General features: G+C 71.6%; 24 protein-coding genes. 16 read left to right on the top strand and 8 right to left on the bottom strand.

Features of this window, described 5'->3' with window-relative positions; genetic code table 11:
- Positions 1-127: 127 nt before the first annotated feature.
- From F8A92_RS13365 to F8A92_RS13350, 4 genes are read right to left on the bottom strand one after another with little or no spacing between them, the layout of a single operon-like run.
- Complete coding sequence (locus F8A92_RS13365) at positions 128-712, bottom strand: hypothetical protein (protein ID WP_153505658.1); 585 nt, start codon at positions 710-712, stop codon at positions 128-130.
- A complete protein-coding gene (locus tag F8A92_RS13360) occupies positions 709-1,305 on the bottom strand; it encodes a hypothetical protein (RefSeq protein ID WP_153505657.1) in 597 nt (198 codons plus the stop codon). Before F8A92_RS13360 ends, F8A92_RS13365 begins: the two co-directional genes overlap by 4 nt.
- Positions 1,302-2,579 carry a hypothetical protein gene (locus F8A92_RS13355; RefSeq protein ID WP_153505656.1) on the bottom strand — a complete coding sequence of 426 codons (1,278 nt, stop codon included), beginning with the start codon at positions 2,577-2,579 and terminating at the stop codon, positions 1,302-1,304. The genes F8A92_RS13360 and F8A92_RS13355 overlap by 4 nt, the downstream gene beginning before the upstream one ends.
- 10 nt (positions 2,580-2,589) lie before the next feature.
- The gene (locus F8A92_RS13350; protein WP_153505655.1) at positions 2,590-3,078 is read right to left on the bottom strand and encodes a hypothetical protein; all 489 of its coding nucleotides are present in this window, start codon (positions 3,076-3,078) and stop codon (positions 2,590-2,592) included.
- A 28-nt stretch (positions 3,079-3,106) separates the two neighbouring features.
- Between F8A92_RS13350 and F8A92_RS13345 the strand changes: the two genes are divergently transcribed.
- The 9 genes from F8A92_RS13345 (at position 3,107) to F8A92_RS13305 (ending at position 11,391) form a co-directional block, all read left to right on the top strand.
- Positions 3,107-4,270 carry a CaiB/BaiF CoA transferase family protein gene (locus F8A92_RS13345; protein ID WP_153505654.1) on the top strand — a complete coding sequence of 388 codons (1,164 nt, stop codon included), beginning with the start codon at positions 3,107-3,109 and terminating at the stop codon, positions 4,268-4,270.
- A gap of 77 nt (positions 4,271-4,347) precedes the next feature.
- The gene (locus F8A92_RS13340; RefSeq protein ID WP_153505653.1) at positions 4,348-5,760 is read left to right on the top strand and encodes a selenium-binding protein SBP56-related protein; all 1,413 of its coding nucleotides are present in this window, start codon (positions 4,348-4,350) and stop codon (positions 5,758-5,760) included.
- 16 nt (positions 5,761-5,776) lie between these two features.
- Positions 5,777-6,484, top strand: coding sequence for a hypothetical protein (locus tag F8A92_RS13335; RefSeq protein WP_228389445.1), 708 nt, complete (start codon positions 5,777-5,779; stop codon positions 6,482-6,484).
- A gap of 52 nt (positions 6,485-6,536) precedes the next feature.
- Positions 6,537-7,235, top strand: a complete 699-nt coding sequence (locus F8A92_RS13330) for a hypothetical protein (protein WP_153505652.1) — start codon at positions 6,537-6,539, stop codon at positions 7,233-7,235.
- Positions 7,236-7,253: 18 nt separating this feature from the next.
- Complete coding sequence (locus tag F8A92_RS13325) at positions 7,254-8,396, top strand: acyl-CoA dehydrogenase family protein (protein ID WP_153505651.1); 1,143 nt, start codon at positions 7,254-7,256, stop codon at positions 8,394-8,396.
- A gap of 16 nt (positions 8,397-8,412) precedes the next feature.
- Positions 8,413-9,168, top strand: a complete 756-nt coding sequence (locus tag F8A92_RS13320; protein ID WP_153505650.1) for a LamB/YcsF family protein — start codon at positions 8,413-8,415, stop codon at positions 9,166-9,168.
- The gene (locus tag F8A92_RS13315) at positions 9,165-9,776 is read left to right on the top strand and encodes a 5-oxoprolinase subunit B family protein (protein WP_153505649.1); all 612 of its coding nucleotides are present in this window, start codon (positions 9,165-9,167) and stop codon (positions 9,774-9,776) included. The genes F8A92_RS13320 and F8A92_RS13315 overlap by 4 nt, the downstream gene beginning before the upstream one ends.
- Entirely contained in the window at positions 9,773-10,627 is an 855-nt protein-coding gene (locus F8A92_RS13310; protein WP_153505648.1) for a 5-oxoprolinase subunit C family protein, read from the top strand. The genes F8A92_RS13315 and F8A92_RS13310 overlap by 4 nt, the downstream gene beginning before the upstream one ends.
- 38 nt (positions 10,628-10,665) lie before the next feature.
- Entirely contained in the window at positions 10,666-11,391 is a 726-nt protein-coding gene (locus F8A92_RS13305) for an enoyl-CoA hydratase (RefSeq protein WP_153505647.1), read from the top strand.
- 4 nt (positions 11,392-11,395) lie between these two features.
- Here the strand turns inward: F8A92_RS13305 and F8A92_RS13300 are convergent, their stop codons facing one another.
- A complete protein-coding gene (locus F8A92_RS13300; protein WP_153505646.1) occupies positions 11,396-12,160 on the bottom strand; it encodes an enoyl-CoA hydratase-related protein in 765 nt (254 codons plus the stop codon).
- A 121-nt stretch (positions 12,161-12,281) separates the two neighbouring features.
- Here F8A92_RS13300 and F8A92_RS13295 point away from each other — a divergent pair, with 121 nt between their 5' ends.
- Together F8A92_RS13295 and F8A92_RS13290 are read left to right on the top strand one after the other, a co-directional pair.
- Positions 12,282-13,145, top strand: a complete 864-nt coding sequence (locus F8A92_RS13295) for an alpha/beta hydrolase family protein (protein ID WP_153505645.1) — start codon at positions 12,282-12,284, stop codon at positions 13,143-13,145.
- A 61-nt stretch (positions 13,146-13,206) separates the two neighbouring features.
- Positions 13,207-14,253, top strand: coding sequence for an NAD(P)H-binding protein (locus tag F8A92_RS13290; protein WP_153505644.1), 1,047 nt, complete (start codon positions 13,207-13,209; stop codon positions 14,251-14,253).
- On the opposite strand, the gene F8A92_RS13285 is transcribed toward F8A92_RS13290, so the two are convergent.
- Positions 14,250-14,597 (bottom strand): YciI family protein, encoded by a 348-nt coding sequence (locus F8A92_RS13285; RefSeq protein WP_153505643.1) that lies wholly within the window; start codon positions 14,595-14,597, stop codon positions 14,250-14,252. The genes F8A92_RS13290 and F8A92_RS13285 overlap by 4 nt on opposite strands.
- A 65-nt stretch (positions 14,598-14,662) precedes the next feature.
- Positions 14,663-16,363, bottom strand: a complete 1,701-nt coding sequence (locus F8A92_RS13280; RefSeq protein ID WP_153505642.1) for an acyl-CoA dehydrogenase family protein — start codon at positions 16,361-16,363, stop codon at positions 14,663-14,665.
- Between the two features lie 105 nt (positions 16,364-16,468).
- On the opposite strand from F8A92_RS13280, the gene F8A92_RS13275 reads away from it, so the two are divergent.
- Complete coding sequence (locus tag F8A92_RS13275) at positions 16,469-17,386, top strand: LysR family transcriptional regulator (RefSeq protein ID WP_153505641.1); 918 nt, start codon at positions 16,469-16,471, stop codon at positions 17,384-17,386.
- Here F8A92_RS13275 and F8A92_RS13270 read toward each other — a convergent pair.
- Positions 17,354-19,498 (bottom strand): DEAD/DEAH box helicase, encoded by a 2,145-nt coding sequence (locus F8A92_RS13270; protein WP_228389444.1) that lies wholly within the window; start codon positions 19,496-19,498, stop codon positions 17,354-17,356. The two genes, F8A92_RS13275 and F8A92_RS13270, sit on opposite strands and share 33 nt — an antisense overlap.
- Positions 19,499-19,656: 158 nt before the next feature.
- On the opposite strand from F8A92_RS13270, the gene F8A92_RS13265 reads away from it, so the two are divergent.
- From F8A92_RS13265 to F8A92_RS13250, 4 genes are all read left to right on the top strand, one after another.
- A complete protein-coding gene (locus F8A92_RS13265) occupies positions 19,657-20,343 on the top strand; it encodes a GntR family transcriptional regulator (RefSeq protein WP_228389443.1) in 687 nt (228 codons plus the stop codon).
- 148 nt (positions 20,344-20,491) lie between these two features.
- Positions 20,492-20,749 carry a hypothetical protein gene (locus F8A92_RS13260; protein WP_228389442.1) on the top strand — a complete coding sequence of 86 codons (258 nt, stop codon included), beginning with the start codon at positions 20,492-20,494 and terminating at the stop codon, positions 20,747-20,749.
- A gap of 27 nt (positions 20,750-20,776) precedes the next feature.
- Positions 20,777-22,810, top strand: coding sequence for a hydantoinase/oxoprolinase family protein (locus tag F8A92_RS13255; protein WP_228389441.1), 2,034 nt, complete (start codon positions 20,777-20,779; stop codon positions 22,808-22,810).
- Between the two features lie 10 nt (positions 22,811-22,820).
- The gene (locus tag F8A92_RS13250; RefSeq protein ID WP_153505640.1) at positions 22,821-24,779 is read left to right on the top strand and encodes a hydantoinase B/oxoprolinase family protein; all 1,959 of its coding nucleotides are present in this window, start codon (positions 22,821-22,823) and stop codon (positions 24,777-24,779) included.
- The last annotated feature ends 7 nt before the right edge of the window (positions 24,780-24,786 follow it).

Below are 24,786 nucleotides of genomic sequence, written 5' to 3'. Positions count from 1 at the left end.
GCGACCAAATCGCTGATACGTACCCACCTGCAACGTCCTCCTGATCAAAGGCGTTGCAACGACCCCTAGAACCCAAGGGATGATTCGGTACCGAAGTACGCCGCGGATCTCTGGGTGGCTGCCGCGGTCAGGCGATCACGACGTCGAAGTAGGCCGCGCCGAGGCGCACCAGCTCGATGCAGCCGGCCCACGCGGCGGGCAGGTGCCGCTCCACGTCGTCGTCCCCGGCGAGGACGGCGGTCCCGACCGCGACGTCCGCGATCCGATTGCGCTCGTCGAGGATCGACCACACCGCGTGCTGCGGACCGGTCAGCGACAGGACGGTCGTCGTCGCGGTGCCGATCGGGTATCGCTCCGGCGTCGCCAGCTCTGCGGTGTTGGCCCGCCACAACGGGAGCAGCCGGATCCGCATCGCCAGCTCCAGGTGCGCCACACCCTCGGCGACGCCGACCACCAGCCCCGCGTCCCGCAGCCGCTCGACAGCCCCCCGCAGCTCCGCGGGCCCGGGCGCGTCGGGGGTGACAACCGCACTGGGCAAGGAATCCAGCGGCTGCGGCGCGCGGGACAGAGCGTTCCAGACGCGGAAGTCGTCGCCGGAGCGCAGCGTCGCCTCGACGCCGGCGACCCTGACCGACGTCGTCGGCAGGTCGCCGGCGAGGTTGTCCGCGTCGACGGCGAGCAGCTGCCCCAGCCCGATGAGGATCTCGGTCACGCCACCAGGCCTTCCGCCGGCCCGAAGGACGCCAACCCGGCCCCGACGAGCGGGAAGAGCTCCGCGAACGCCCGTCGCACGAGCCGCTCGGGGCGGATGACGGCGGGGTCGTTGACGCCCGCCTCGCTCGCCGCGGTCGCCACGAGCACGACCGCCATCGCGAGGGAGTGCGTGCCCGCGCACCAGCCGTAGATCTCCTGCACCACCGGCGAGAGCCGGACGAATTCCGCCGCCGGCTCACCGACGACGAGCCCCTGCCGGGGGTGGACGCCGGAGCGGGCGTGCGCGAGCAGCCGCAGCGACGCGGCCTCGCGGAGCGCCGTCGCCCCGCCGGTCGCGATCTCGACCAGCAGCCCGTACCCGTGCACGGCGTCGTACGCCGTCCGGGGACCGTCGACGGGCGCCCGCTCGAGCAGGTCGCCCTTGGACACCCCGCGCGCGGCATGCGCCCAGATCGCGTGCTCGTCCTCGGTGAGGCCGATCGCACCGCCGGGGACGGCGATTGAGACCACCCGTTCGGCGGCGGCGGGATCCCACACCACGCTGGTCGCCCGGCCGAGGGGGACGACGACCCGGTCGGGCAGGTCGATCATTCGCGCACCAGGTCCAGGTACGCCGCGCGCCGCAGGAGCAGCAGCTGCACCAGTCGCAGGTACTCGCGCAGGTCCCGGGCCGAGCCGGCCCGTCCGGCGGCATAGGCGGCATCCAGCAGGCTCGCGCTCAGGTGCGCGTCACGCCAGACCGCGTACTGCTCGGCGTTCAGCACGGTGACCGGTCGTCCGGGGTCCCCGCCGAGCAGCTGCCCGTCGGGTGCCTCGCCGAGCCCGGCGAGCAGCGGCTCGAGGCGGTGCGTCGCCGCGAGCTCGACGAGCCCGGCGTAGCCCTCGGGGCGCGCGACGAGCCCCCGCTGCTGCTGGTCGTCCAGGTCGAAGATGGGCGACCGGGCGCCGGCCGCCTTCGCACTGTCACAGATCGCCTGCTCGCTGTCGTCGATCCCGTCAGCGGTGGCGACGCCGTGCGCCGCCGTCCACAGCAGCCAGGCCTGCTCGTTCGCGAGCTCGAGCTCGGCGGGGCCGACGCGGACCCGTACGCTCTCCAGGCCGAGCCACACATAGGTCGCGCCGGCCTGGTAACCGACGGGGAAGATGCCGGTGCCGCCGCGATGCTCCTCGCCGACGTCGACGGACGCCGGATCGCACCGACGACCCGCCGCCTCGGCGTCCGCCTGCGCGTCGATCGCCACGTCGAAGTACGCGGCGTGCGCCGCCAGCAACGGATGGACCGCCGCGAGGGTGTGCTCGACCATCGCCTCGGGCTCGCCGAGCGACTCGAACCCTTCCGCGGCGCCGATCGCCCCCGAGCGCACGAAGCAGGTCGCGTACAGGTCCGCCGCCCTCGGCGCGTAGACCAGCACCTCGCGCATCGCGGCGTCGACCGTCACCGTCTGCTGCGCACCCGCGACCAGCGCGAACCGCTCGAGGTCGGTCTCGCTGTTCCCGAGCACGGTCTGCAGCGGCAGCAGCCGGTAGCTCTCGGCGAACGCCAGCCGCTGGTCGGGGGCCGCGGTGGCGAGCTCGACGACGAGCCCGAGGTCCAGCAGCAGCTCCAGATCGCGCTGCGGGTCGGCCACGCCGCGATCGGCGAGGTCGAGCGCCGGCAGCAGCCCGCGGTCGATGCCGCGCGAGGTGCCCGGGCGGGTGTGGTGCAGGGCCGACCACAGCGCACCGGCGGACGCGTCGAGCCGATGGATGTCGCCGCCGAGCCGGACCTGCAGGTACCGCTCGTCGTCGGCGTCCCGGTGCTCGCCGAGCGGTTGCCCGAGCGGCATGAGGATGGCGGCGGCGGGGCTCGATGCTGACCTCGTCATTCGCAGAACGCTACCGAACCGCCGGCGGCTCGGGCGCCGGCGGCACGGCGACGACCACCATGGCGCCGAACGGCACGACGCCACGCAGCTCCGGCCCGACATCGGCCAGCAGGGCGCGCAGCGCGTCGGCGTCCTCGGGGTGCTGGCAGACCCACCGGATGGGGACTCCGGCGGCCGCCTTCAGCTGCACGCTCGCCAGGCCGAGGTAGCTGCGAGCGGTCTGCTCCGGCAGCGACCCGTCCGGGCGGACGGCGCCGTGCAGCGAGCCGACGGTGTGCACGAGGTGGCCGTCGACGAAGGCGGCGAAGTCGCAGGTGTCACCGGTGTCCGGGTTCTGCATCGCGTACACGATGCCCTCGGGATAGCCGGTCACATACGTCTGGTACTCGGCGTCGGTCAGCAAGGATCCGTCCTCGTCGGCGGCGTACGGCGCGCGGTGCTGCCGCCACCCTACCGCCGCGACGGAGCGGATACCGGCGCCCGCGTAGGTTGTACGCAATCATCGCCGCACGACGGGAGCCGCACAGATGACCAGCGCCGGACCGCTCGACGGGATCACCGTCATCGACCTCACGCGGGCTCTCGCCGGGCCGCACGCCGGAATGATGCTCGGCGACATGGGCGCCCGCGTCATCAAGGTCGAGTCGCCGGGCAAGGGCGACGACACGCGTGGCTGGGGTCCCCCGTTCGTCGGGCCGAACCACGACATCGCGACCTACTACCTGTCGTGCAACCGGAACAAGGAGTCGATCACGCTCGACCTGAAGTCCGACGACGGCAAGGAGGTCCTGACCAAGCTGATCGGCAAGAGCGACGTGCTCCTGGAGAACTTCCGCACCGGGGTGCTCGACCGGCTCGGGTTCTCGATGGAGCAGATCCACCGGATCAACCCGCGCATGGTCGTCATGTCGATCACCGGCTTCGGGCACGACGGCCCGCAGGCCGGGCGCGCCGGGTACGACCAGATCGCGCAGGGTGAGGGCGGCCTCATGTCGATGACCGGCCCCGATCCCGAGACGCCGTCCAAGGTCGGCGTCCCGATCGCCGACCTGCTGTCCGGCATGTACGGGGCGTACGGCGTGGTCAGCGCCCTCTACGAGCGCGAGCGCACCGGGCGCGGCAAGGTGGTGCGGACGTCGCTGCTGGCCTCGATCATCGGCGTGCACGCGTTCCAGGGCACGCGCTGGACGGTCGGCAAGGACCTCCCGAAGGCCGAGGGGGCGTTCCACCCCAGCGTCTCGCCGTACGGCCTGTTCTCGTCCAAGGACGGCATGCTGCAGATCGCCGTCGGCGCCGAGTCGCAGTGGCAGAAGTTCGCGCCGGCGTTCGGGTTCGACCCGGAGGATCCGACGTACGCGACGAACGGCGACCGCGTGCGCAACAACAACCTGCTGATCCCGGCGATCAACCACGCGTTCGCGCAGTACCGCAACGACGAGCTCCTCGAGAAGCTCAACGCGCTCGGCATCCCGTGCGGCGAGGTGAAGAACCTGGAGCAGGTGTACGCCTGGGACCAGGTCCGCTCCCAAGGGCTCGTCGTCGACGTCGACCACCCGGTGCTCGGCCGGATCGAGCTGCCCGGACCACCGGTCCGGATGTTCGACGGTGACACCGAGTGGACCCGGGAGCACACCAGCCCGCCCGCGCTCGGCGCCGACAACGACGCCGTCCGCGCCTGGCTGGAGGAGTAGCGGCGGCTCCGGTCGGACCTATCGCCGCTGGCGGGACCGGGGCTACGCTTCGAGAATCCCGATCTGGAGGCGGCGCCATGACGACCTGGAAGCCCGATCCCACCTTCTATCCGTCGCCGGGCCTGGCGATGGAAGGACCGACGGAGGACCTCGCGTACGTCGCGAGCTTCTGGCGCGACGAGGGAGAGCCGCAGAAGGACGCGCTCGCGGTCGTCGACGTCGACCCCGCGAGCGACCGGTACGGCAGCGTCGTCGGCTGGTGCGAGATGCCGAACGTCGGCGACGAGCTGCACCACCACGGCTGGAACGCCTGCAGCTCCGCGCTGTGCCCCAACAACCCGCACCCGCACGTCGAGCGTCGGTACCTGCTGATGATGGGCCTGCGCTCGAGCCGCATCCACTTCGTCGACGTCAAGTCCGACCCGCGCAACCCCACCATCGCGAAGATCATCGAGCCGGAGGACTACAAGAAGGCCTCCGGCTACAGCCGGCCGCACACCGCGCACTGTGGGCCGGAGGGCATCTATGTCACCAATCTCGGGACCGCCGAGGGCGATGAGGGGCCCGGCGGGATCGCGCTTCTCGACCACGACACCTTCCAGGTCAAGGGCCAGTGGGAGAAGGACCGCGGCAGCCAGTACCTGGCCTACGACTTCTGGTGGCATCTCAACCGCGACGTGATGGTGACCAGCGAGTGGGGCACGCCGTCGATGATCGAGAACGGCGTCAACCCCGAGCTGCTGCTGGCCAACAAGTACGGCCACAAGATCCATTTCTTCGACCTGCGCACCCGCAAGCATCTGCAGGAGGTCGACCTCGGAGCCCAGCACCAGATGGCCCTCGAGCTGCGCCCCTCGCACGACCCGAACAAGGAGTACGGGTTCCTGGGCGTCGTCATCAGCACCGAGGACCTCTCCGGCTCGATCTGGTGCTGGTACAAGGACGGCGATGAGTTCAAGGCGCGGAAGATCTTCACCGTGCCGGCCGAGCCGGCCGACCCGGACCTGCTGCCGCCTGCGCTCAAGCCGTTCGGCGCCGTACCGCCGCTGATCACGGACATCGACCTGTCGGTCGACGACAAGTTCCTGTATGTCTCGTGCTTCGGCACCGGCGAGGCCATCCAGCTCGACGTCACCGACCCGTTCAACCCGGTGAAGACGGGGTCCCTGCGGTGCGGCGGCATCGTCTCGAAGGCGGCGCACCCCTCTCAGCCCGACGAGCCGCTGGCGGGCGCGCCGCAGATGGTCGAGATCAGCCGCGACGGCAAGCGCGTCTACTGGACGAACTCGCTCTACGGCGCCTGGGACGACCAGTTCTATCCCGACGGCGTCGGCGCCTGGATGATCAAGGCCGACATCGACACCGAGAACGGCGGCATGAGCCTCGACGAGCGGTTCTTCCCGCACGGCGCCGACTTCCGCGGGAACCGGGTCCACCAGACCCACCTCGGCGGGGGCGACGCCTCCAGCGACTCCTACTGCTTCTCCTAGCCCGACCGGGTCTGACGTGTCACTGCTCGACGGGTCGGCCCTGGCTGCACTGCCGGCGCACGCGCAGCTGCTGCTGGCGCACGGCGACGTCCCGACCGGCGGCGCGCGCACCGGCGTCCTGCTCGCGGCCATCGGCCTGGGTGCCTTCCACGGCCTGAACCCCGGCATGGGCTGGCTGTTCGCCACGTCGTTCGGCTTGCAGGAGCGCAATCGCGCGGCGATCGTCCGTTCGATGCTGCCCATCGCCGTCGGCCACGAGCTGTCCGTCCTGCCGGTCGCCGTGGCGACCGCGGTGTTCGCCTCGCAGGCCACCCGCGCCGTGGTGGTCGGCGTGCTCGCCGTCCTGCTCGTGGGGTTCGGGACCTACCTGCTGCTGCGCAGACGGCACTTCCGCTGGGTCGGGATGCGGCTGTCGGCTCGCCAGCTCGCGTGGTGGTCCTTCCTGATGTCGACCGCGACCGGTGCGGGCCTGATGCTCGCGCCGTTCATCGCCGGCGGCTCGGGCGGTGACCACGTGCTGGAGCACGCGCTGTCGGGCTCCCTCTGGACCGCCGTCCTGGCCGCGATCGTGCACGGCTTGTCGATGCTTGTCGTCGCGACCACCGTCGCGCTGGCCGTCTACAGCATCTTCGGCCTGCGCATCCTGCGGACGGCGTGGGTCAACATGGACCGCATCTGGGCTATCGCCTTCATCGGCGCAGGCGTGTTCGTCTGGCTCGGCTGAGAGCCCTCGTCGTACGCCGCCGCCGTGGGTACTCGCCGCGTACCGTGAGCGCATGCGACTTCCAGCGCCTGCCGACCTCGTCCACGCCGTCGGATGGGTCGGCTCGACCATCGACACCATCAGCGAGCTGGTCCCGCGCGCCGCCGCGGTGGTCGCGTCGGCCGAGGACCTCGTGGAGCGGGTACACCAGCTCGTCGACCGGATCGACCTGGTCGCGGCGCGGGCCACCGAGTCGGTCGACCGCGCCGACGCGGTCCTCGACCAGGCCGCGCGCTCGGTCGCCCAGGCCGACGGGCTCGTGCGGGCCGCCACCGCGTCGGTGACCGAGGTGGGACCGGTCATCGAGCAGGCCGGTGACGCCGTGGCCCGGACCCACCCGATCCTCGACGGGGCCGCCTCGCTCACCGCCCGCACGAGCGCCCTGCTGGACGGTCTGGAGCCGTCGCTCGGCCGGCTTCGCCCGACCCTCGATGCGCTCGCCGGCTCCACGAGCCCCGACGAGGTCCAGGCGATGGTGCACCTCATCGACACCACGCCGGCGCTGATGGAGGCGCTGCGCACCGACATCCTGCCGATGCTGGCGACCCTGGACACCGTCGGCCCGGACATCCGCGACCTGCTGATGGTCTCCAAGGAGCTCAACGAGATGCTCGGCTCGCTGCCGGGGATGGGGCGGATCAAGAAGCGGGTCGAGGAGGAGCAGACCACCGCGGACCAGGCGGTAAACTCAGCCTCAGTTAGTGCCGATTAACTCACAACGGGGGAAGCCATGGCGGTGCAGCGACTCATGCCGACCGAGGAGGGCGCGGATCTCATCGCGCTCACCCGGGAGATCGCCGACAAGGAGCTGCTGCCGAAGGCGGCCCGCTACGAGCGCGAGGAGCGCTTCCCGCGCGAGGCGTTCACCGCCCTCGGTGAGGCCGGCCTGCTCGGCCTACCGTTCGCCGAGGAGCATGGTGGCGGGGGCCAGCCGTACGAGGTCTACCTGCAGGTCCTCGAGGAGATCGCGGCCCGCTGGGCGGCGGTCGCGATCGGCACCAGCGTGCACGCCCTGACCTGCGGCATCGCGTCGATGTTCAGCACCGACGAGCAGCGCGAGGCGTGGCTGCCGGACATGCTCGGGGGCAGGACGCTCGGCGCCTACTGCCTGTCGGAACCGCACGCCGGCTCCGACCCGGCCGCGATGATCGCGCGGGCCACCCGCGACGGTGACGGCTACCTGGCCAACGGCGCCAAGGCGTGGATCACCCACGGCGGCCACGCCGACTACTACATCACCATGCTGCGCACATCCGACGACGGCGGCCGCGGCATCACCTGCTTCAACGTCCCCGGCGACGCGCCCGGCCTGAGCGCCGACAAGCCCGAGGACAAGATGGGGCTGATGAGCTCGACCACCACCACGATGCGCTTCGACAACGTGCGCATCGAGACCGGCCAGCGGATCGGCGAGGAGGGGCAGGGCCTGCCGATCGCGCTCGCGGGACTCGACTCCGGCCGGCTCGGCATCGCCGCGTGCGCCGTCGGCGTCGCGCAGGCAGCGCTCGACAACGCCGTCGCGTACGCCAAGGAGCGCACCACCTTCGGGCGCAAGATCATCGACCACCAGGGCCTCGGGTTCCTGCTCGCCGACATGGAGGCCGCGGTCAGCAGCGCACGCGCCACCTACCTGCACGCCGCCCGCCTCAAGGACGCCGGGCGCCCGTTCTCCAAGGAGGCCTCGGTCGCCAAGCTGATCTGCACCGACAACGCGATGCGGGTGACGACCGACGCCGTCCAGGTGCTCGGCGGCGCCGGCTACACCAAGGACTTCCCGGTCGAGCGGTTCATGCGCGAGGTGAAGGTCATGCAGATCTTCGAGGGCACCAACCAGATCCAGCGGCTGGTCATCTCCCGCCACCTCGCCAAGTAGCCGGAACGGAGGCGCGATGAGCATCGACCTGAACGCGGACCTCGGCGAAGGTCTCGGGCAGTGGGCGATGACCGACGACGAGGCGCTGCTGCGCATCGTCACCTCGGCGAACGTCGCGTGCGGATTCCACGCCGGTGACCCCACCCAGATGCTCAAGGTGTGCCGGATCGCGGCCTCGACCGGCGCCGCGATCGGGGCGCACGTCGCCTACCGCGACCTCATCGGCTTCGGACGCCGGTTCGTCGACGTCGAGCCGCCCGAGCTGACCGCCGACGTCCTCTACCAGCTGCACGCGCTCGACGGGATCGCCCGGTCGGCGGGCACCCGCGTGCGGTACGTCAAGCCGCACGGCGCCCTGTACAACACGATCGTGCACCACGAGCCGCAGGCGCGCGCCGTCGTCGAGGCCCTGCGGCTGTTCGGCCGGGAGCTGCCGGTCATGGGCCTGCCCGGCGCGGTGTGGCTGGACCTGGCCGCGGCGGAGGGCCTGCCCGTCGTGCACGAGGCGTTCCCCGACCGCGCCTACACCCCCGAGGGCCGGCTCGCGCCGCGCGGCACCGCCGGAGGCAAGCTCACCGACGCGCAGCAGATCGCCGACCGCGCGGTCCGGATGGCGCGCGAGCACACCGTCGTCGCGCTCGACGGCTCCGTCCTGGAGGTGGCCCCCGACTCGCTGTGCGTGCACGGGGACACCCCCACCGCGGTCGCGACCGCGAGCGCGGTACGCCGTGCCCTCAGCGAGGCGAGCATCGAGCTCGCCGCCTTCGCATGACGCCGACGGTGCTGCCGTACGGCGAGCGCGCCGTCCTCCTGGAGGTCGGCTCGATCGACGAGGTGCTCGGGCTGTACGCGGCGCTGCGGGCCGCGCCGCCGTCCGGCGTCGAGGACATCGTGCCGGCCGCCGTGACGGTGCTCGTGTCGTTCGTCGACCGGCAGGCGCTCGGCGACGCGCTGCCGGCCCTGCGGCGCATCGAGGCCGCGGCGCCGGAGCAGGCCGGCCGGGAGGTCGCGCGCATCCCGGTGACGTACGACGGCGCGGACCTGCAGGACGTCGCCACGTTGACCGGGCTGCCGGTCGAGGAGGTCGTCGCGATCCACTCCGGCACCGAGTACACGGTCGCCTTCAACGGGTTCTCACCCGGCTTCGCCTACCTCATCGGGCTGGACGACCGGCTCCGCGTCCCGCGCCGCAAGACGCCGCGCACCTCCGTGCCCGCGGGCTCGGTCGCCATGACCGGCGGCTTCACCGCCGTCTACCCGCGCCGGTCGCCGGGCGGCTGGCAGCTGCTCGGGCGGACCGACACCGATGTGTGGGACGGCGCCCGCGCCGAGCCCGCCCTCCTGCGGCCCGGCATGCGGGTGCGATTCGAGGCCCGATGAGCATCGTGATCCTCGCCCCCGGCGGCCGCACGACGGTGCAGGACCGCGGCCGGCCCGGCAACGCCTACCTGGGCGTCGGTCGCTCCGGCGCGGCCGACATGCGCGCCTACGCCCTCGCCAACCGGATCCTCGGCAACCCGGCGGGCGCCGCCTGCCTCGAGACCACCCTCGGTGGGCTCAGCCTGCGCAGCAGCCGCTCGGCCTGGATGACCGTCACGGGGCCGACCGTCGCCGTCACGGTCGACGGCCTGCCGGTCGGGGTGCGCACCGCCTTCTTCGTGCCGCACGGCGGCGTGGTCGCGATCGGCGTCCCCGAGCGCGGCATGCGCAACTACCTCGCCGTCCGCGGCGGCATCGACGCACCGCTGCTGCTCGGCTCCCGGTCCACCGACACCCTGGGCGGCATCGGGCCCGATCCGCTGCGCAAGGGCGATGTCCTCGACGTGGGCGACGTGCCCGACGAGCCGCCGGCCGGCCACGACGTGTTCCCCGCCACCGAGCCGCCCGACGTCACCGAGCTCGTGGTCGATCGCGGGCCGCGCGCCGACTGGTTCACCGACGCCGCGTGGTCGGTGCTGCTGCGCGGCAGGTACGTCGTCACCCCGGACTCCGACCGCATCGGCGTCCGGCTCGACGGACCGCACCTCGAGCGGTGCCGTGACGGCGAGCTGCCCAGCGAGGGCCTCATGCAGGGCGCCGTGCAGATACCGCCGATCGGGACGCCGGTGTGCTTCCTCGCCGACACCCCCACGACGGGCGGATATCCGGTGCTGGCCGTCGTCCGCCGGGCCAGCCTGCCGGACCTCGCGCAGGCGCGTCCCGGGCACCCGGTGCGCTTCCGCGCGGGATAGGTTGGCATCGTCCACCCGACCTCGAGCCTGGAGACGCCATGCTGAACCACCACGACGACGGTGATGTCGCCGTCATCACGCTGAACCGGCCGGATCGGCGCAACGCGCTCAACGCCGAGCTGTGCGACATGCTCGGCGAGGTCGTGCACGAGAAGGCGTCGCGCGGGGCCCGGGCCGCCGTGATCACCGGCGAGGGCACCAGCTTCTGCTCGGGCGCCGACCTGGACGCCGTGTACGACGACGTGTTCCTCACCGCGCTCTACGGGCTGTTCGACGCGATCCTGACCAGCCCGATGCCCGTCGTCGCCGCGGTCAACGGACCGGCGATCGGCGCCGGCACCCAGCTCGCGCTCGCCTGCGACCTGCGGGTCGCCGACGAGCGCGCCGTCTTCGGCGTGCCGACCGCGCGCAACGGGCTCGCCGTCGACCCCTGGACGATCCGCCGGCTCAGCGAGCTCGCGGGCGGCGGCGTGGCCCGTCGGCTGCTGATCGGCGCGGGGCGGATCGAGCGCGACGAGGCCGTCATCGCCGGACTGGTCGACCGCGAGGGCGATCTCGACGACGCCCTGGCCTGGGCGACCGAGATCGCCACCCTGGCGCCGCTGTCGCTGGCCTACAGCAAGCGGGTGCTGAACAACCCCGCGCTGGGCGTCGACGACCCGTCGCTGGTCGCCGACTTCCACGCGTGCTTCGCCAGCGAGGACGTCGCGGAGGGGCGAGCGGCGCGGGCCGAGAAGCGCACGCCGGTCTTCACCGGCCGCTGACGGGCTACTTCGAGCGCTTGCTCAGCCGCTCAATCATCTTCTGGATGCCCGGCTGGGTGGCGGTGTAGGCCTGCGCCCAGGTCTCGAACTGCAGGGCCGCGTCGAACCCCGACTCGACCGAGAGCTTCACGGCGGTCTTGATGTTGCGCGACAGCCGCGGATCCAGGCCGGCCGTCGTCTTCGCCAGCTCGAGCGCCGCATCCATCGGGTCGTCGGCGAGCGCGGCGACGAGGCCGAGGTCGTACGCCTCCTGCCCGGTCAGCCGGCCGCCCTCGAGCAGCAGCTTCATCGCGCGCTGCCGGCCGAGCGCCTCGACCAGCAACGGCGTGCAGCCGCCGCCCTGGTGCAGCCCGATCTTGGAGAAGGTGGCGGCGAAGTCGGCGGTCGGCGAGGCGATGACGACGTCCGCAGCAAGCGCCATGTTCAGCCCGGCGCCCACCGCGGGACCCTCGACGGCCGAGATGACCGGGATCTTCAGGTCGCGCAGCCCGAGGAAGCTCTGGTAGACGACGTCGCCGAGGTGGTCGCGGATGTCGTTGACGTCGTCGCCCATCGTGCCGAAGACGTCGGGCAGGTCGGCGCCGGCGCAGAAGGCGCCCCCCTCGCCGGTGACGATGGCGACGCGGGCCTGCTTGTCGTCGGCCAGCTCACGCACCTTGCCGGAGAGCTCCATGCAGAGCGCATTGTTAAGCGCGTTCTTCTTGCTCGCGTTGTCGATGCTGAGAATCCGGATTCCATCACCGGCGTCGCGCAGGTTGATTCCAGGCACGGGCAGTCCTCTCGTTCGGGGCGTTCGCCCTAACTGTGCCACGCCACCGAAACCCGGCGAGGTACGGCTCCGGGCCGGCTCGCACGCCCCATAGGGTAGGAGGCGACCGGAGGTGAGCGTGGTGAGCGGAATCGAGCCGGACGACGTCCTGCACGTGCCGACCGAGGGCGGCAACCGGCTGGCCGTGCACCTGCACAAGGGTCCGGTGGCCACGGCTCCCGTCCTGCTCGTGCTCCCGGCGATGGGCACCCCCGCCCGGTTCTACCGGCGTCTCGCCGCGGCGCTGAACTCCCGCGGCCTGAACGTCGCGGTGGCCGACCAGCGGGCGCACGGCGACAGCGTCCCGACGATGTCCAAACGGGTCGACTTCGGCTACGCGGCGATGGTCGAGCAGGACCTGCCGCGGGTGTACGACGCCGTCCACCACGCATTTCGCGGCTCGCGGATCGTGCTGCTCGGCCACAGCCTCGGCGGCCATGTCGCGATGCTGTTCGCGGCGTCCGGCAGCCGCCCGGTGGCGGGCGTCGCCCTCGTCGCCGCGGGCACCGTCTGGTGGAAGGCGTTCGCCGTGGGGCCGCGCCGCCTCGGCATGCTGGCGGCGATCACCGCCGTCGACGTGGTGACTCGAACGATCGGCTACTGGCCGGGGCGCCGGTTCGGCTTCGGTGGCACGCAGCCCCGGACGCTGATGGCCGACTGGGTGCACCTGGGACGCACCGGCCGTTTCGAGCCCCGTGACGCGTTCGCCGATCTGGAGACGGGGCTGGGCGCGATGGCACTTCCGGTCCTGAGCATCACGGTGCAGAACGACGCCCTGGCGCCCCCGTCCGCGGCGGAGCAGCTGCTCGCCAAGGCTCCGTCGGCCGTGGTCGACCGCTGGCGCTTCACCGGGTCCAGCCAGCTGGCCAGGCCCGACCACTTCACCTGGGCGCGCTTCCCCGATCCGGTGGCCGAGCGCGTCGCGCGCTGGGTCGGCACCCACTAGCGACGCCTACCGAATCCGCCGCGAGTTTGCCGCGGCACGCGATTGCGCAGAGGATGGGCCCATGCCGGCACCCACGACGCAGCACGACAGCCCCCTCCCGCTGCGCGGTAGCCGCGTCCTGGTGACCGGCGGCACCGGGTACGTCGGCGGTCAGCTGGTCATCCCGCTGCTGCGCGCCGGCGCCCAGGTGCGGGTCCTGGCCCGCCGGCCGCCCCGGACGTCGCCGGGCTCCCGGGTCCACGTCGTCGAGGGAGACGCCGCCCGCGCGGCCGACGTCCGGCGCGCGGTGGCCGACGTCGACGTCGCCTACTACCTCCTGCACTCGATGGACGACGAGGGCGACCTGGCGGACCGCGAGCGCGCGATGGCGGAGGTCTTCGCCGACGAATGCGCCGAGGCCGGCGTCCGCCAGATCGTCTATCTCGGCGGACCCCGCGCGCCCGGGGAGCTGTCGACCCACCTGCGCTCCCGCGCCACGGTCGGGGAGATCCTGCTGGCGGCGCCGGTGCCCACCGTCGTCCTGCAGGCCCCGGTGATCATCGGCGCCGGGTCGGCGTCGTTCAAGATGATCCGCTACCTCACCTACCGGCTACCGGTCACCGTGGCGCCGTCGTGGGTCCGCAACCTCGTACAGCCGATCGGCATCGAGGACGTCCTGACGTACCTGGTCGCCGCGGCGTCGCTGGACCCTCCGGTCAACCGGACGTTCGACATCGGTGGCCCCGAGGTGCTGAGCTACGCCGACCTCGCGGCCCGGTTCGCCCGCGCGGCCGGTCTGTCGCGGCGGATGGTGATCCCGATGCCGTTCCTGCGGCCCGGCCCGACGCTGGCCGGGCACGCGGTGTCCCTGCTGGCGCCCGTGCCGCCGGGGCTCGCCGGGCCGCTGGTCGGCAGCCTCGCCCACGATGCGGTCGCCGCCGACCACGACATCCGCGACGTGTTGGCGATCTCGCGGCCCCTGACGACGCTGGACGAGGCGCTGCGGCAGGCCGAGCAGTCGTCCGCGCGCGATCTGACCGTCCTGCACTCGATCGCGTGGGCGGCCGGCAGCGCCGCGCGGGCGCTGCGTGCCGCGCGGCGTGGGACCGGTCGCCGGTCCGCCGGCTAGGGTGCCGTGCCGTCCGGGGTCTCGGTGAGCGGCCAGACCTCGACGACGCCGTGCGCCACCGCACAGGGTGTCTGCGCGGCCAGCGCGATCGCTTCGTCGAGGTCGGCGGCCTCGATCAGCGCGAAGCCCGCCACGGGGAGGGCCGACTGCAGGTACGGTCCGATCGTCGTCCGCGGCCCCGCGGCATCGGGGTTGCGCACCTGCACCGGCGTCCCCGCGATACCCATCCGCGCGCCGGCGGCGCGGAGCCGGTCGTCGTGCGCATGCGCATCGTCGCGGACGGCGGGAGGGGTGCGGTCGTAGCCGGCCCGGTCGCCGTACCCGACGGTGATGAAGGTGGGCATGGTGGTCGTCCTCTCGCCGGGATGGACACGGTCCTACCTGCATAGACCCGGCTCGGGCCGCGGAATCATCGCGCGGCGACGACCCGCTCGTCCACCGGTGCGCCGATGCGCTCCCCCGCGACGATCTGCGGGACGGCGGCGAGGCCGGCCGGCGCGTACGTCTCGTCCCGGCGGATCACCAGCTGCTCGAACGCGGCCGCGACGATGGCGGCGCGGTGGTCCCCGTGCGTCGCTATCTCGTACGACGCCTGATCGGCCTGCAGCACGCCCATCGCGACGGTCGCCATGTCGTCCGTCAGCGCCGCCATGAGGACCTCGGCGTCGTCCGGGGCGGCGCTCAGCACCGCCTCCGCACGAGCGCTGACCGACTCGAGCCGCTGCGCGAGGCGCTCTCGCAGGGACTGCAGGCCGGGGTCGGTGACCCGGGAGAGCCGCTCGCGCAGGTCGTCGAAGAACACCTTGTGCGCGCCGACCTTGCGCATCGAGCGCAGGACATCGAGGGCGATCACGTTGCTGGCGCCCTCCCAGATCGATCCGAGGTGCGCGTCGCGTACCAGCCGTGGCTGGATCCACTCCTCGATGTACCCGTTGCCGCCGCGCATCTCCATGGCCTCGCCGGTCGCGAACCGCGCGCGCTTGCACAGGTAGTGCTTCGCGAGCGGCGTGAGGATCCGGATCAACGCCTTGGCGTCCTCGTCACCGCGGTCGGCGCGCTCGAGCTCCTCGGCGCAGTAGAAGACGAGATTCAGCCCGGTCTCGACGTCCGCGGTGAGCCGCAGCAGGTCCAGGCGCAGCAGCGGCTGGTCGATGAGCCGGCGACCGAAGACCACGCGCGAGGCGGCGTGCTGCCCCGCCTCGAGCAGCCCGCGGCGCATCAGCGAGACCGCGCGGACGGCGTTCGAGAGCCGCGAGAGGTTGACCATCTCGGTCATCTGGCGGAAGCCGCGATCGAGCCGGCCGACCTGCACGGCGTACGCGCCGTCGAGGGTGATCTCGCCCGAGGCCATCGACCGGGTGCCGAGCTTGTCCTTCAGCCGCTCGATGCGGTAGTCGTTCAGCGAGCCGTCGGGCTTGACGCGCGGCATCATGAATAGGCCCACGCCGCGGGTCGAGGCCTCCTGGCCGCCCGGGAAACGGGCCAGCACCAGGGTGATGTCCGCGCCCGCGTTGGAGGCGAACCACTTGCGCCCGTACAGCTTCCACCGGTCGCCGTCCGCCTCGGCCACCGTCTCGGTCATCGCGATGTCGGTGCCGCCCTGCAGCTCGGTCATGAACATCGCGCCGGTGAACCGGTCGTCGTCGGTGGAGGTGAGCCGGCGGACCGCCTCAGCGATCTCCGGGTCGTCACCGCCGAACATCCGCAGCGTGCGCGCCGCGGTGTCGGTCATGCTGATCGGGCACGCCAGGCCGAACTCGGCCTGCACGTAGACGTACGTCATCAGGTACTTCACCAGGTGCGGCGGCTTGGCGCTCCAGCCGTGCAGCGGCCGGTGCGAGGCCGCGGCGACGCCGTACTCGCCGAGCAGGATGTCGGCCATCTCGGTGTACGCCGGGTGATACTCGACGGCGTTGGCCCGCTCGCCGTTCTTGTCGAACGGGCGAAGCGTCGGCGGGTTCTTGTCGGCCAGCTCGGCCAGCGGGTCGAGCCGGGTCGCGGCGTCCGCCCCCAGCCGCTCGAGCAGCGGTGTGAGCAGCTCCCGGTCGGCGGCGTCGACGTACCGGTCGACGAGTCGCTGGACGGCGGCATCGGCGGTGTAAAAGTTCATGGCGCTCCTTCGCGTGACCCGATGCTTCTACAGTGACAGCATTACTTAACGGCGTCCAAGATGATTTGGCCGCACATTCATACGGACAGCGAATGAGAGTCGGCGATGGAGCTACGGCACATCCGGGCGCTGGTCGCGGTCGCCGAGCATCAGCACTTCTCCCGTGCGGCGGCCAGCCTGCACATGTCCCAACCGCCGTTGAGCGCCGCGATTCGCGAGCTCGAGCGGGAGCTCGGCGTCACGCTGTTCGAGCGGACGACCCGGTCGGTGCAGCTCACCGCCGACGGCCGGGCGATGCTGGAGCCGGCGCGGCGGGTGCTCCGCGGGCTCGAGGAGCTGCGGATGCTGGCCGCGGCCCGGCTCAGCGGGGCGGTCGGGACGGTGCGCGCCGGCTTCGGCGGGACCTCGGGGTATTCCATCCTCGCCGACCTCGTCCGCGCCGCCCGCGAGCAGGCGCCGGGTCTGCAGATCGAGCTGGCGCCGCAGACCTACAGCGGGGACGCGCTGCAACGGGTGCTCGAGGGCGAGCTCGACCTCGCCATCTCCGGGAGCCGGCCGCCCCGGGACCTGGACTCGCTGGTGCTGCGCGACGAGAGGCTCGTGCTGGCCGTCCCGACCGGTCACCCGCTGTCGGGGCGCCACCGGGTCGAGGCCGACGACCTGGCCGGGGTGCCGATGGTCATGTATCCCGGCGAGCACGGCTCATGGGTACGCCGCGCCGCCTTCGCCATGCTGGAGCGAGCAGGTCTCGCGCCGGAGGTCGCGGCGGAGGCGCCCGACCCGTTCAGCCTCCTCGCCCTGGTCGCGGCCGGCATCGGTGCGGCCGTCGTCGTCGACACCCGAGGGCGCATCCACGTCGAAGGCGTGCGCTACCTGCCGTTCGGCCCGTCGGTGAGCGCCACCTTCCCGCTGCGGATGGTCTGGCACGGCAGCCGGGCGAGCCCGGCGACGCTCAGCGCCGTCGCCATCAGCCGCGGGCTCGTCGAGCGCTCAGCCGTTGGTGCGGTGCAGCAGCAGCGGTAGCACCACGTCGGCACCGGCCTCCCGCAACGCCGCCGCCGTCACGGTGATCGCCCATCCCATCGGGTCGCGGTCGGCGATCAGCAGCACGGCGGCGCCGCGCACCGCGTCCGCCGAGTCGGCGTCCAACTGCACGCTGCCTTCCCAGAGCGCCGCCTGAGCGGCGCTGGGCAGATCCTCGGTGCGGACCCGACGCGCTCCCAGCGCGACCGCATCGGGGTCCAGCCGGGCCCGCACCATCCGTCCTACCGCGGCGATGTGGTCGGCCAACGAGCCGGTGAGCACGGGCAGACCACCCGAGGCGAGGTCGACGACGACGTCGGGGCGCCGCTCCCAGGCCGGATTGCGCCGGTCGCCGCGGCTCCACGCCGCCAGCACCTGCGTCACGGCCGTGCGCAGCTCGTCGCTCGCGGGCATGTCCGCGGACAACGACTCCCGGACCAGGCCGGCCCACTGCGGTGCGTCGTAGTCGACGAGCACCCGGCCCCAGTCGGCGGCGACGGTGGCCGAGATCCGGCCCTTGCGCGAGGACGGCGCACCGGGCCACATCTTGCGCGGCTCGAGCGTGGCGACCTGGCCGCGCAGCGCCTGCTGCACGCTCGCCAGCAGGGCGGGGTCGACCGGTTGACGCCACGCGGCGGTCGCGTCGGGATCGCAGACCGAGCAACGTCCGCAGGGCGCGGCACTCGGGTCGTCGAGGCTCTCCTGCAGCAGCTGCATGAGGCATCGGCTGCCCGCGGCGTACTCGCGCATGATGGTCGCCTCCCGCTCGCGGGTGGCGATCACGGAGTCGAAGTGCGCCTTGTCGTACACCCACTCCTTGCCGGTCGCGACCCAGCCGTCGGGCTGCCGCTCGACGACGTCGTCGACCGCGAGCTGCTTGAGGATCAGCTCGGCGCGGGTGCGCCGTACGCCGGTCTGCGCCTCGAGCTTCGGCACCGAGATCGGAGCGTCCTCCTGCCGCAGGGCGTCGAGGACGGACTCGACCTGGCTCGGCACCGGGATCGTGGCGGTGGCGAAGTAGTCCCACACGTGCCGATCCGCCTCGCTGGGCAGCAGCACCACGACCGCGCGGTCGATGCCGCGCCCGGCGCGGCCGACCTGCTGGTAGTAGGACACCGGAGAGGGCGGCGCCCCGACGTGCACCACGAAGCCGAGGTCGGGCTTGTCGAAGCCCATGCCCAACGCGGACGTCGCGACGAGCGCCTTGATCTCGTTGCGCCGCAGCGCGTTCTCGAGCCGGTGCCGCTCCGCGCCGTCGAGGCGGCCCGTGTAGGCCGCGACCGGCAGCGCGTCACCGTGCACCGCCCGGATCGCGGCGGTGAGCGCCTCGGCCTGATCCACCGTCAGGGCGTAGACGATGCCGGAGCCCGGCAGCTCACCCAGCCGCTCGCAGACCCACGCGAAGCGATCCATCGGCGACTGCTCCTCCAGCACGACCAGCTGCAGGCTCGACCGCGCCAGCGGTCCGCGCAGCACGAGGGTGTCGCCGAGCTGCGCGGCGACGTCGTCGGTCACGCGGGCGTTCGCGGTCGCGGTGGTCGCGAGCACGGCCGCCTCCGGGTTGAGCCGGGTCAGCATCGTCGACAGCCGGCGGTAGTCGGGCCGGAAGTCGTGGCCCCAGTCGGAGATCGAGTGCGCCTCGTCGATCACCAGCAGGCCGATCCGGCCACCCAGCCGGTCGAGGACCCGGCGCCCGAACGTCGGGTTGGCGAGCCGTTCGGGCGAGACCAGGAGGACGTCGACGGCATCGTCGCCGATCTCGCGCTCGATCTCCGCCCAGTCCTCGAAGTTGGACGAGTTGAGCGTGCGCGCGGTGAGGCCGGCGCGCGCGGCCGCCTCGACCTGATCGCGCATCAGCGAGAGCAGCGGCGAGATCACCAGCGTGGGACCGCGCCCGGCCTCGCGGCCGATGGCCGTGGCGATCCAGTACACGGCCGACTTGCCCCAGCCGGTGGCCTGCACGACCAGCACGCGCGACGCGGGCCGGCACAGCGCCGCGACGGCGGTGAGCTGGTCGTCGCGCAGCGCCGCATCGGGGCCGGCCATCTTGTGCAGGACGTCGGACGCCAGCTCGGCCTGGTCGGCGGTGAGATCGAGATCTGCGGTGTTCACGGTCGCCAGGCTACGTGCGAGCGGTGACAGCGTGCCCGGACGACGGGCGGCTGTGGACAGCCACCGGCGGCGTCCACAGCCGGGCACCGGGCGACGGTCGCTGTCGGCCGCCAGGCCAGGCGATAGGCTGGCCGCAGCCACCACAGGAGGACACACCCTTGTCGAAACCGCTGCGCCCGTTGAGCGAGCAGGCAGGCCGAGGAGCGCAGCTCAGCGAACGGGTCGCCGCGCGCGTCCGCGAGGCGATCATGGTCGGCGACCTCACCCCTCGGGAGTTCGTGCGCACCGAGAAGCTCGCGCTCGAGCTGGGCGTCAGCCAGACACCGGTGCGCGAGGCGCTCATGACGCTGGCGTCGGAGGGCTCGGTGACCTGGGAGCCGCGGCGCGGGTTCCGGGTGATCCCGGTGACCGCGCAGGACGTGCGCGACCTGTTCGACGTCCAGGCGTACGTCGCCGGGGAGCTCGCCGCTCGGGCGGTGGACAACCTCACCGACGCGGAGATCGCCGCCATAGAGGCGTTCCAGCAGGAGCTCGACATCGTGGGCCCCGACGGTGACCCACGGGAGGTCGACCGGCTCAACCACCAGGTGCACCGGCGGATCAACCTGGCGGCGCGCTCCGTGCGACTGGCGAACCTGCTGCGCTCGACGGTGCAGCACGTGCCGTTGTCGTCGTACGGGGCCATCGACGGGTGGGCCTCCGCGTCGGTGCACGATCACGCGCCGATCCTCGAGGCGCTGCGCCGCCGGGATGCGGACGCCATCCGGGTGGCGATGTCGGCGCACATCCGCAATGTCGGCGAGCTGCTCATCGCCCACCTCCAGCGCGAGGTCGGCCTCCGCTAGCGGCGCTCGCCGCCGCACCCGGCCGACCAGCGGTTTTGGTGCGCAGCCCACATGCGGTCCCCGCCGAATGTGTGGGAATCGTCTGTGGTCGCGCACCCGCGCCCGGTCGTAGGGTCCAGAGCAGACCACTGGACCCGAGGAGGACCTCGTGAACGAAGCAACGGTTGCGCCGGGTGTGCACGTCGAACGCGAGGAGGTCTCCGCGGACGACCTCGCGGCGCTCGGCGTGGACCTCGCGGACTTCCCCGGGTCGACGGCGTCCGACTTCAAGCGCTATCCGGTGCTGACCGAGGGCGGCTGGTACCTGGTCGTGAAGCACCAGCCGACGCTGCGCAGCGTGAGCAGGACGAAGTGGGATCGGCTCGGTCCGATCAAGCTCGTCTCCGACGGCCTGCACCTTGCCTGAGCCCGTACGACGAGAGGACCACACGCCATGATGATCGGAGTCGACGTCGGTGGCACCTTCACCGACGTGGTGGTGATCGACGAGGGCGCGATCACCCCCGTCAAGGTCTCCACCGATGTGCACAACACCCACCTCGCCGTCCTCCAGGGCGCTGAGGAGGCCGGTGCGGGGGCGGCGTCGGTGTTCAACCACGCGAGCACCCACGGGCTCAACGCGGTGATCACCCGCAAGCTGCCGAAGATCGCGTTCCTGACGACCTTCGGTCATCGCGACATCCTCGATATCGGGTCGAACTACCGCCCGCTGACCGCGCTCACCGACGCGAGCTGGCGACGTCCGTTCGGCGACGCGTCACGTCCCTTGGTTCCGCGGTACCTGCGCCGCGGCATCAAGGAGCGCATGAAGGCCGACGGCGAGGCGCTGATCCCCTTCGACGAGGAGCAGGCGCGCGGCCAGCTCGCCGTGCTGAAGCGCTGCGGTGTCGAAGGCGTCGCGATCTGCTTGATAAACGCCTACGTGAATGCCGAGCACGAGCAACGGCTGCGGGACCTCGTGCGCGAGGAGCTCGGCGACGTCCCCGTGTCGATCTCCAGCGAGACCTCACCGCTGGCCAAGGAGTGGGCGCGCGCCTCCACCACCACCATCGACGTGTTCATGAAGCTGATCTACGGCGAGTACACCGACAAGCTGCACGAAGGGCTGCGCGGCCTCGGCTTCACCGGAAGCTTCAACTACGCCAACTGCGCGGCTCAGCTGATCCGGGCGGACATCGCGATGGAGCAGCCGTTCGAGATCGTCTTCGCCGGCCCGGCGGCGGGCACCGTCGCCAGCGCCCATTTCTGCCGGCTCATCAACCGACAGGAGCTGCTGTGCGCCGACATCGGCGGCACCTCCTGCGACATCAGCATGGTCTCCGGCGGCAAGCCCTACGTGAACACGACGTTCCTGCTCGAGCACGACCTGATCGTCAACGCGTTGTCCAACGAGGTCGAGAGCATCGGCGCGGGCGGCGGCAGCCTCGTCACGATCAGCCCGCAGGGCGAGGTGCTGGTCGGCCCGGGCAGCGCGGGAGCCGACCCCGGTCCGGCGTGCTACGGCAAGGGAGGAACGCAGCCCGCATCGACCGACACCCTGGTGATGATGGGCGTCATCGATCCGACCACCTTCGCCGGTGGGCGGCTCTCGCTCGATCCCACGCTCTCGGCGAAGGCGTTCGAGGATCTCGACACGCCGCTCAGCCTGGACCAGCGGGTCCGCTACGCCTTCAACATCGGCGTCAACAACGTCGCGGAGGGCATCAACAACATCGCGATCAAGCACGGCATCGACCCGCGTGACTACAGCCTCGTCGCGTTCGGCGCCGCCGGGCCGATGTTGCTGCCCGCGTGCATGGATCTGGTGCATGCGCGCGAGGTGATCGTGCCACCGCACCCCGGCCTGTTCTCCGCGCTGGGGCTGGTGAGCACCGACCAGGTATACGGCGAAAGCCGCAGCTCCTATCTCATGCTCGACGGGTCGGCGGCGCCGAGCGTCGACAAGGTCTACCGCGAGATGGAGGACGAGCTGCGCGCCCGGTTCACCGATGTGCACGCGGCGGGGGAGCTGACGTTCGTCCGGTCGATGGACGCAAGGCTCGCCGGGCAGACGTGGGAGACGCCCTTCGTCAAGGTCCCCTCCGGCGAGATCACCGCCGAGAAGATCGACGAGATGATCGAGAACTTCCACCAGGTCTATCAAGCGCGGGCGGGCAATCGGTTCGACGGGCTGCCCGTCCAGGGCGTGACCTACCGGGTCGAGGCGGTGATCAGCGCCGAGAAGGTGGACTATCCGAAGATCGAGTCCGGCGACGGTCGGATCCTCGAACCGGACTCGACGTTCCAGCTGATGTACCTGCACGACGAGCCGATCCAGGCGGGCCGCTACAACCGCGAATCGCTGCGTGCCGGCGACCGCATCGAAGGGCCGGCCGTCATTCACGAAGCACTGTCCACCACGTTCATGCTGGCCGGCCAGGTGGCCGAGGTCGGCGAGTACGGCGAGCTGCGGATCACCAGGGCCTGAGGGGACGACCATGACCACCATCGACTACACGCCGATCCGAGACCTGAGCGAAGCGGAGTTCCACGCGAGGTACGCGTGCGACCGCTACACGGCGACCGTGCTGTCCAACCGGATGCGTTACATCGTCGAGCACATGTGCACCAACATGCTGCACCACGCGTTCTCGCTGATCCTGCGGGACTGGTACGACTTCGCCGCGACCATCTCCGGGCCGCCGTCGACGAACTACTCGATGTCGACGGTCTCCAACAGCCTGGTGCTGTTCTCCGGCGCGATGGAGCACGCGGTCCGCAACGCGGTGGACGAGTTCGGCCCCGAGAATCTACGCCCTGGCGATGTGCTGATGGTCAACGATCCCTACCGCGCGGGCAACCACGTCAACGACATCTGCTTCATCCGGCCGGTCTTCCATGACGGTGAGATCGTCACGTTCGTGGCCCTGCGCGCGCACCAGCTCGACATGGGCGGCGTGGTCCCGGCCGGCTTCTCGGCGGTCAAGAAAGACGTCTACGAGACCGGCCTGGTGATCCCGCCGATGCTGATCTACCGCGACGACGAGCCCATCCATCACTCATTCCACCTGATCTTCGACAACGCGCGGTACAGCGCGCTGCTGTTGCCGGACCTGATCACGATCTACCAGAACCTGCTGCTGGGTGAGCGACTGATGCGCGAGAGCATCGAGCGGTACGGCGTCGATGCCTGGCTCGGCGCCATCCGCTACAGCTGCGACGTCCCGGCGGAGTCGATGGCCGAGGCGATCGCGGCGATCCCGGACGGGGTGTACACAGGCGGGGATCTGGTGGACGCGGACGGCATCGACGACGAGCTCGAGTACGAGATCAAGGTGACCATCACCAAGATCGGCTCGCAGATGGAGTTCGACTTCAGCGGCACCTCGCAGCAGGCCAGGACCAGCATCAACTGCGGCATGTTCGACACGGCGACCGCGGTCGGCGTGGCGATGAAGTACATGCTCGACCCGAAGACTCCGTTCAACTCGGGCGCGTACCGCAACCTCGACATCGTCGTACCACCGGGGACCATCGTCAGCGCCACGCCACCGGACGGTGCCGTCTTCCTCTATTGGGAGGCGTCGCAGCCGGCGCTGCTGGCGGTGTTCCGGGCGCTGGAGGCCGCGGTCGGAAAGAACGCGATCGCCGGCGACTACGGCTCACTGTCGATACACAACGGGCACGGCGAGCTCGCCGACGGCACGCCGTGGGTGACCGTCGCGCAGTGCGGCGGCGAGCACGGCCCGTGGGGCGCGACCAAGGACGGCGACGCCGACTCGTACGCGGGCTTCTATCTGGCCAACAACCTGGACCCGGCGACCGAGGCGATCGAGTCGGAGCTGCCGATCGTCGTGCTGCGCAAGGAGTTCGTGGCCGATTCGGCCGGCTCCGGCTACAACCGCGGCGGCGCCGCGGTGCTCCGCGACAGCATGTTCCTGACCCCCGCCAATCACACCTCGAGCCCGGTGCACACCAAGCGCAGCAGCGGGACCGGGGTGCTCGGCGGCCAGGACGGCCGCGCCGGGGCGGTCTGGATGTTCCCGGCCGCGGAGTACGACGTCGCGCAGCGCGAGGACTTGATACCGCTGGATGATCCGGAGGTGTACCGCACGTCGGTGCCGGTCAGCGGTCTGTTGAACCCGGACACGAAGGCTGCCGACCCGGACAAGGGAGAGTACTTCTGGTTCGGCAGCCAGCCACTGTGGCACACCAAGCCGAACGACGTCTTCCGATACATCACCAACGCTGGAGGCGGCTGGGGAAACCCGCTCGAGCGGGAACCGGACCGGGTGCTGCGCGACGTCCGCGACGAGTACATCACCGCCGAGACGGCGGCCCGCGACTACGGCGTGATCGTCATCGGCGACCCGTTGACCGACCCCGAGGGCCTCGAGGTCGACCAGGAGGCGACGCGCCAGCGGCGCGAGGACCTCCGGGGCGAGGCGCAGACCTGACCTGGCA

Source organism: Cumulibacter manganitolerans (assembly GCF_009602465.1).
Taxonomy (GTDB): domain Bacteria; phylum Actinomycetota; class Actinomycetes; order Mycobacteriales; family Antricoccaceae; genus Cumulibacter; species Cumulibacter manganitolerans.
This window is presented reverse-complemented; position numbering and strand designations above follow the sequence as displayed.

What these genes read in the sequence shown, in the direction of transcription:
- F8A92_RS13320 (WP_153505650.1), top strand. Translation starts at nt 8,413, where the DNA reads ATGAGCATCGACCTGAACGCGGACCTCGGCGAAGGTCTCGGGCAGTGG.
- F8A92_RS13330 (WP_153505652.1), top strand. Translation starts at nt 6,537, where the DNA reads ATGCGACTTCCAGCGCCTGCCGACCTCGTCCACGCCGTCGGATGGGTC.
- F8A92_RS13255 (WP_228389441.1), top strand. Translation starts at nt 20,777, where the DNA reads ATGATGATCGGAGTCGACGTCGGTGGCACCTTCACCGACGTGGTGGTG.
- F8A92_RS13315 (WP_153505649.1), top strand. Translation starts at nt 9,165, where the DNA reads ATGACGCCGACGGTGCTGCCGTACGGCGAGCGCGCCGTCCTCCTGGAG.
- F8A92_RS13360 (WP_153505657.1), bottom strand. Translation starts at nt 1,305, where the DNA reads ATGATCGACCTGCCCGACCGGGTCGTCGTCCCCCTCGGCCGGGCGACC.
- F8A92_RS13280 (WP_153505642.1), bottom strand. Translation starts at nt 16,363, where the DNA reads ATGAACTTTTACACCGCCGATGCCGCCGTCCAGCGACTCGTCGACCGG.
- F8A92_RS13275 (WP_153505641.1), top strand. Translation starts at nt 16,469, where the DNA reads ATGGAGCTACGGCACATCCGGGCGCTGGTCGCGGTCGCCGAGCATCAG.
- F8A92_RS13345 (WP_153505654.1), top strand. Translation starts at nt 3,107, where the DNA reads ATGACCAGCGCCGGACCGCTCGACGGGATCACCGTCATCGACCTCACG.
- F8A92_RS13355 (WP_153505656.1), bottom strand. Translation starts at nt 2,579, where the DNA reads ATGACGAGGTCAGCATCGAGCCCCGCCGCCGCCATCCTCATGCCGCTC.
- F8A92_RS13340 (WP_153505653.1), top strand. Translation starts at nt 4,348, where the DNA reads ATGACGACCTGGAAGCCCGATCCCACCTTCTATCCGTCGCCGGGCCTG.
- F8A92_RS13290 (WP_153505644.1), top strand. Translation starts at nt 13,207, where the DNA reads ATGCCGGCACCCACGACGCAGCACGACAGCCCCCTCCCGCTGCGCGGT.
- F8A92_RS13250 (WP_153505640.1), top strand. Translation starts at nt 22,821, where the DNA reads ATGACCACCATCGACTACACGCCGATCCGAGACCTGAGCGAAGCGGAG.
- F8A92_RS13285 (WP_153505643.1), bottom strand. Translation starts at nt 14,597, where the DNA reads ATGCCCACCTTCATCACCGTCGGGTACGGCGACCGGGCCGGCTACGAC.
- F8A92_RS13305 (WP_153505647.1), top strand. Translation starts at nt 10,666, where the DNA reads ATGCTGAACCACCACGACGACGGTGATGTCGCCGTCATCACGCTGAAC.
- F8A92_RS13310 (WP_153505648.1), top strand. Translation starts at nt 9,773, where the DNA reads ATGAGCATCGTGATCCTCGCCCCCGGCGGCCGCACGACGGTGCAGGAC.
- F8A92_RS13325 (WP_153505651.1), top strand. Translation starts at nt 7,254, where the DNA reads ATGGCGGTGCAGCGACTCATGCCGACCGAGGAGGGCGCGGATCTCATC.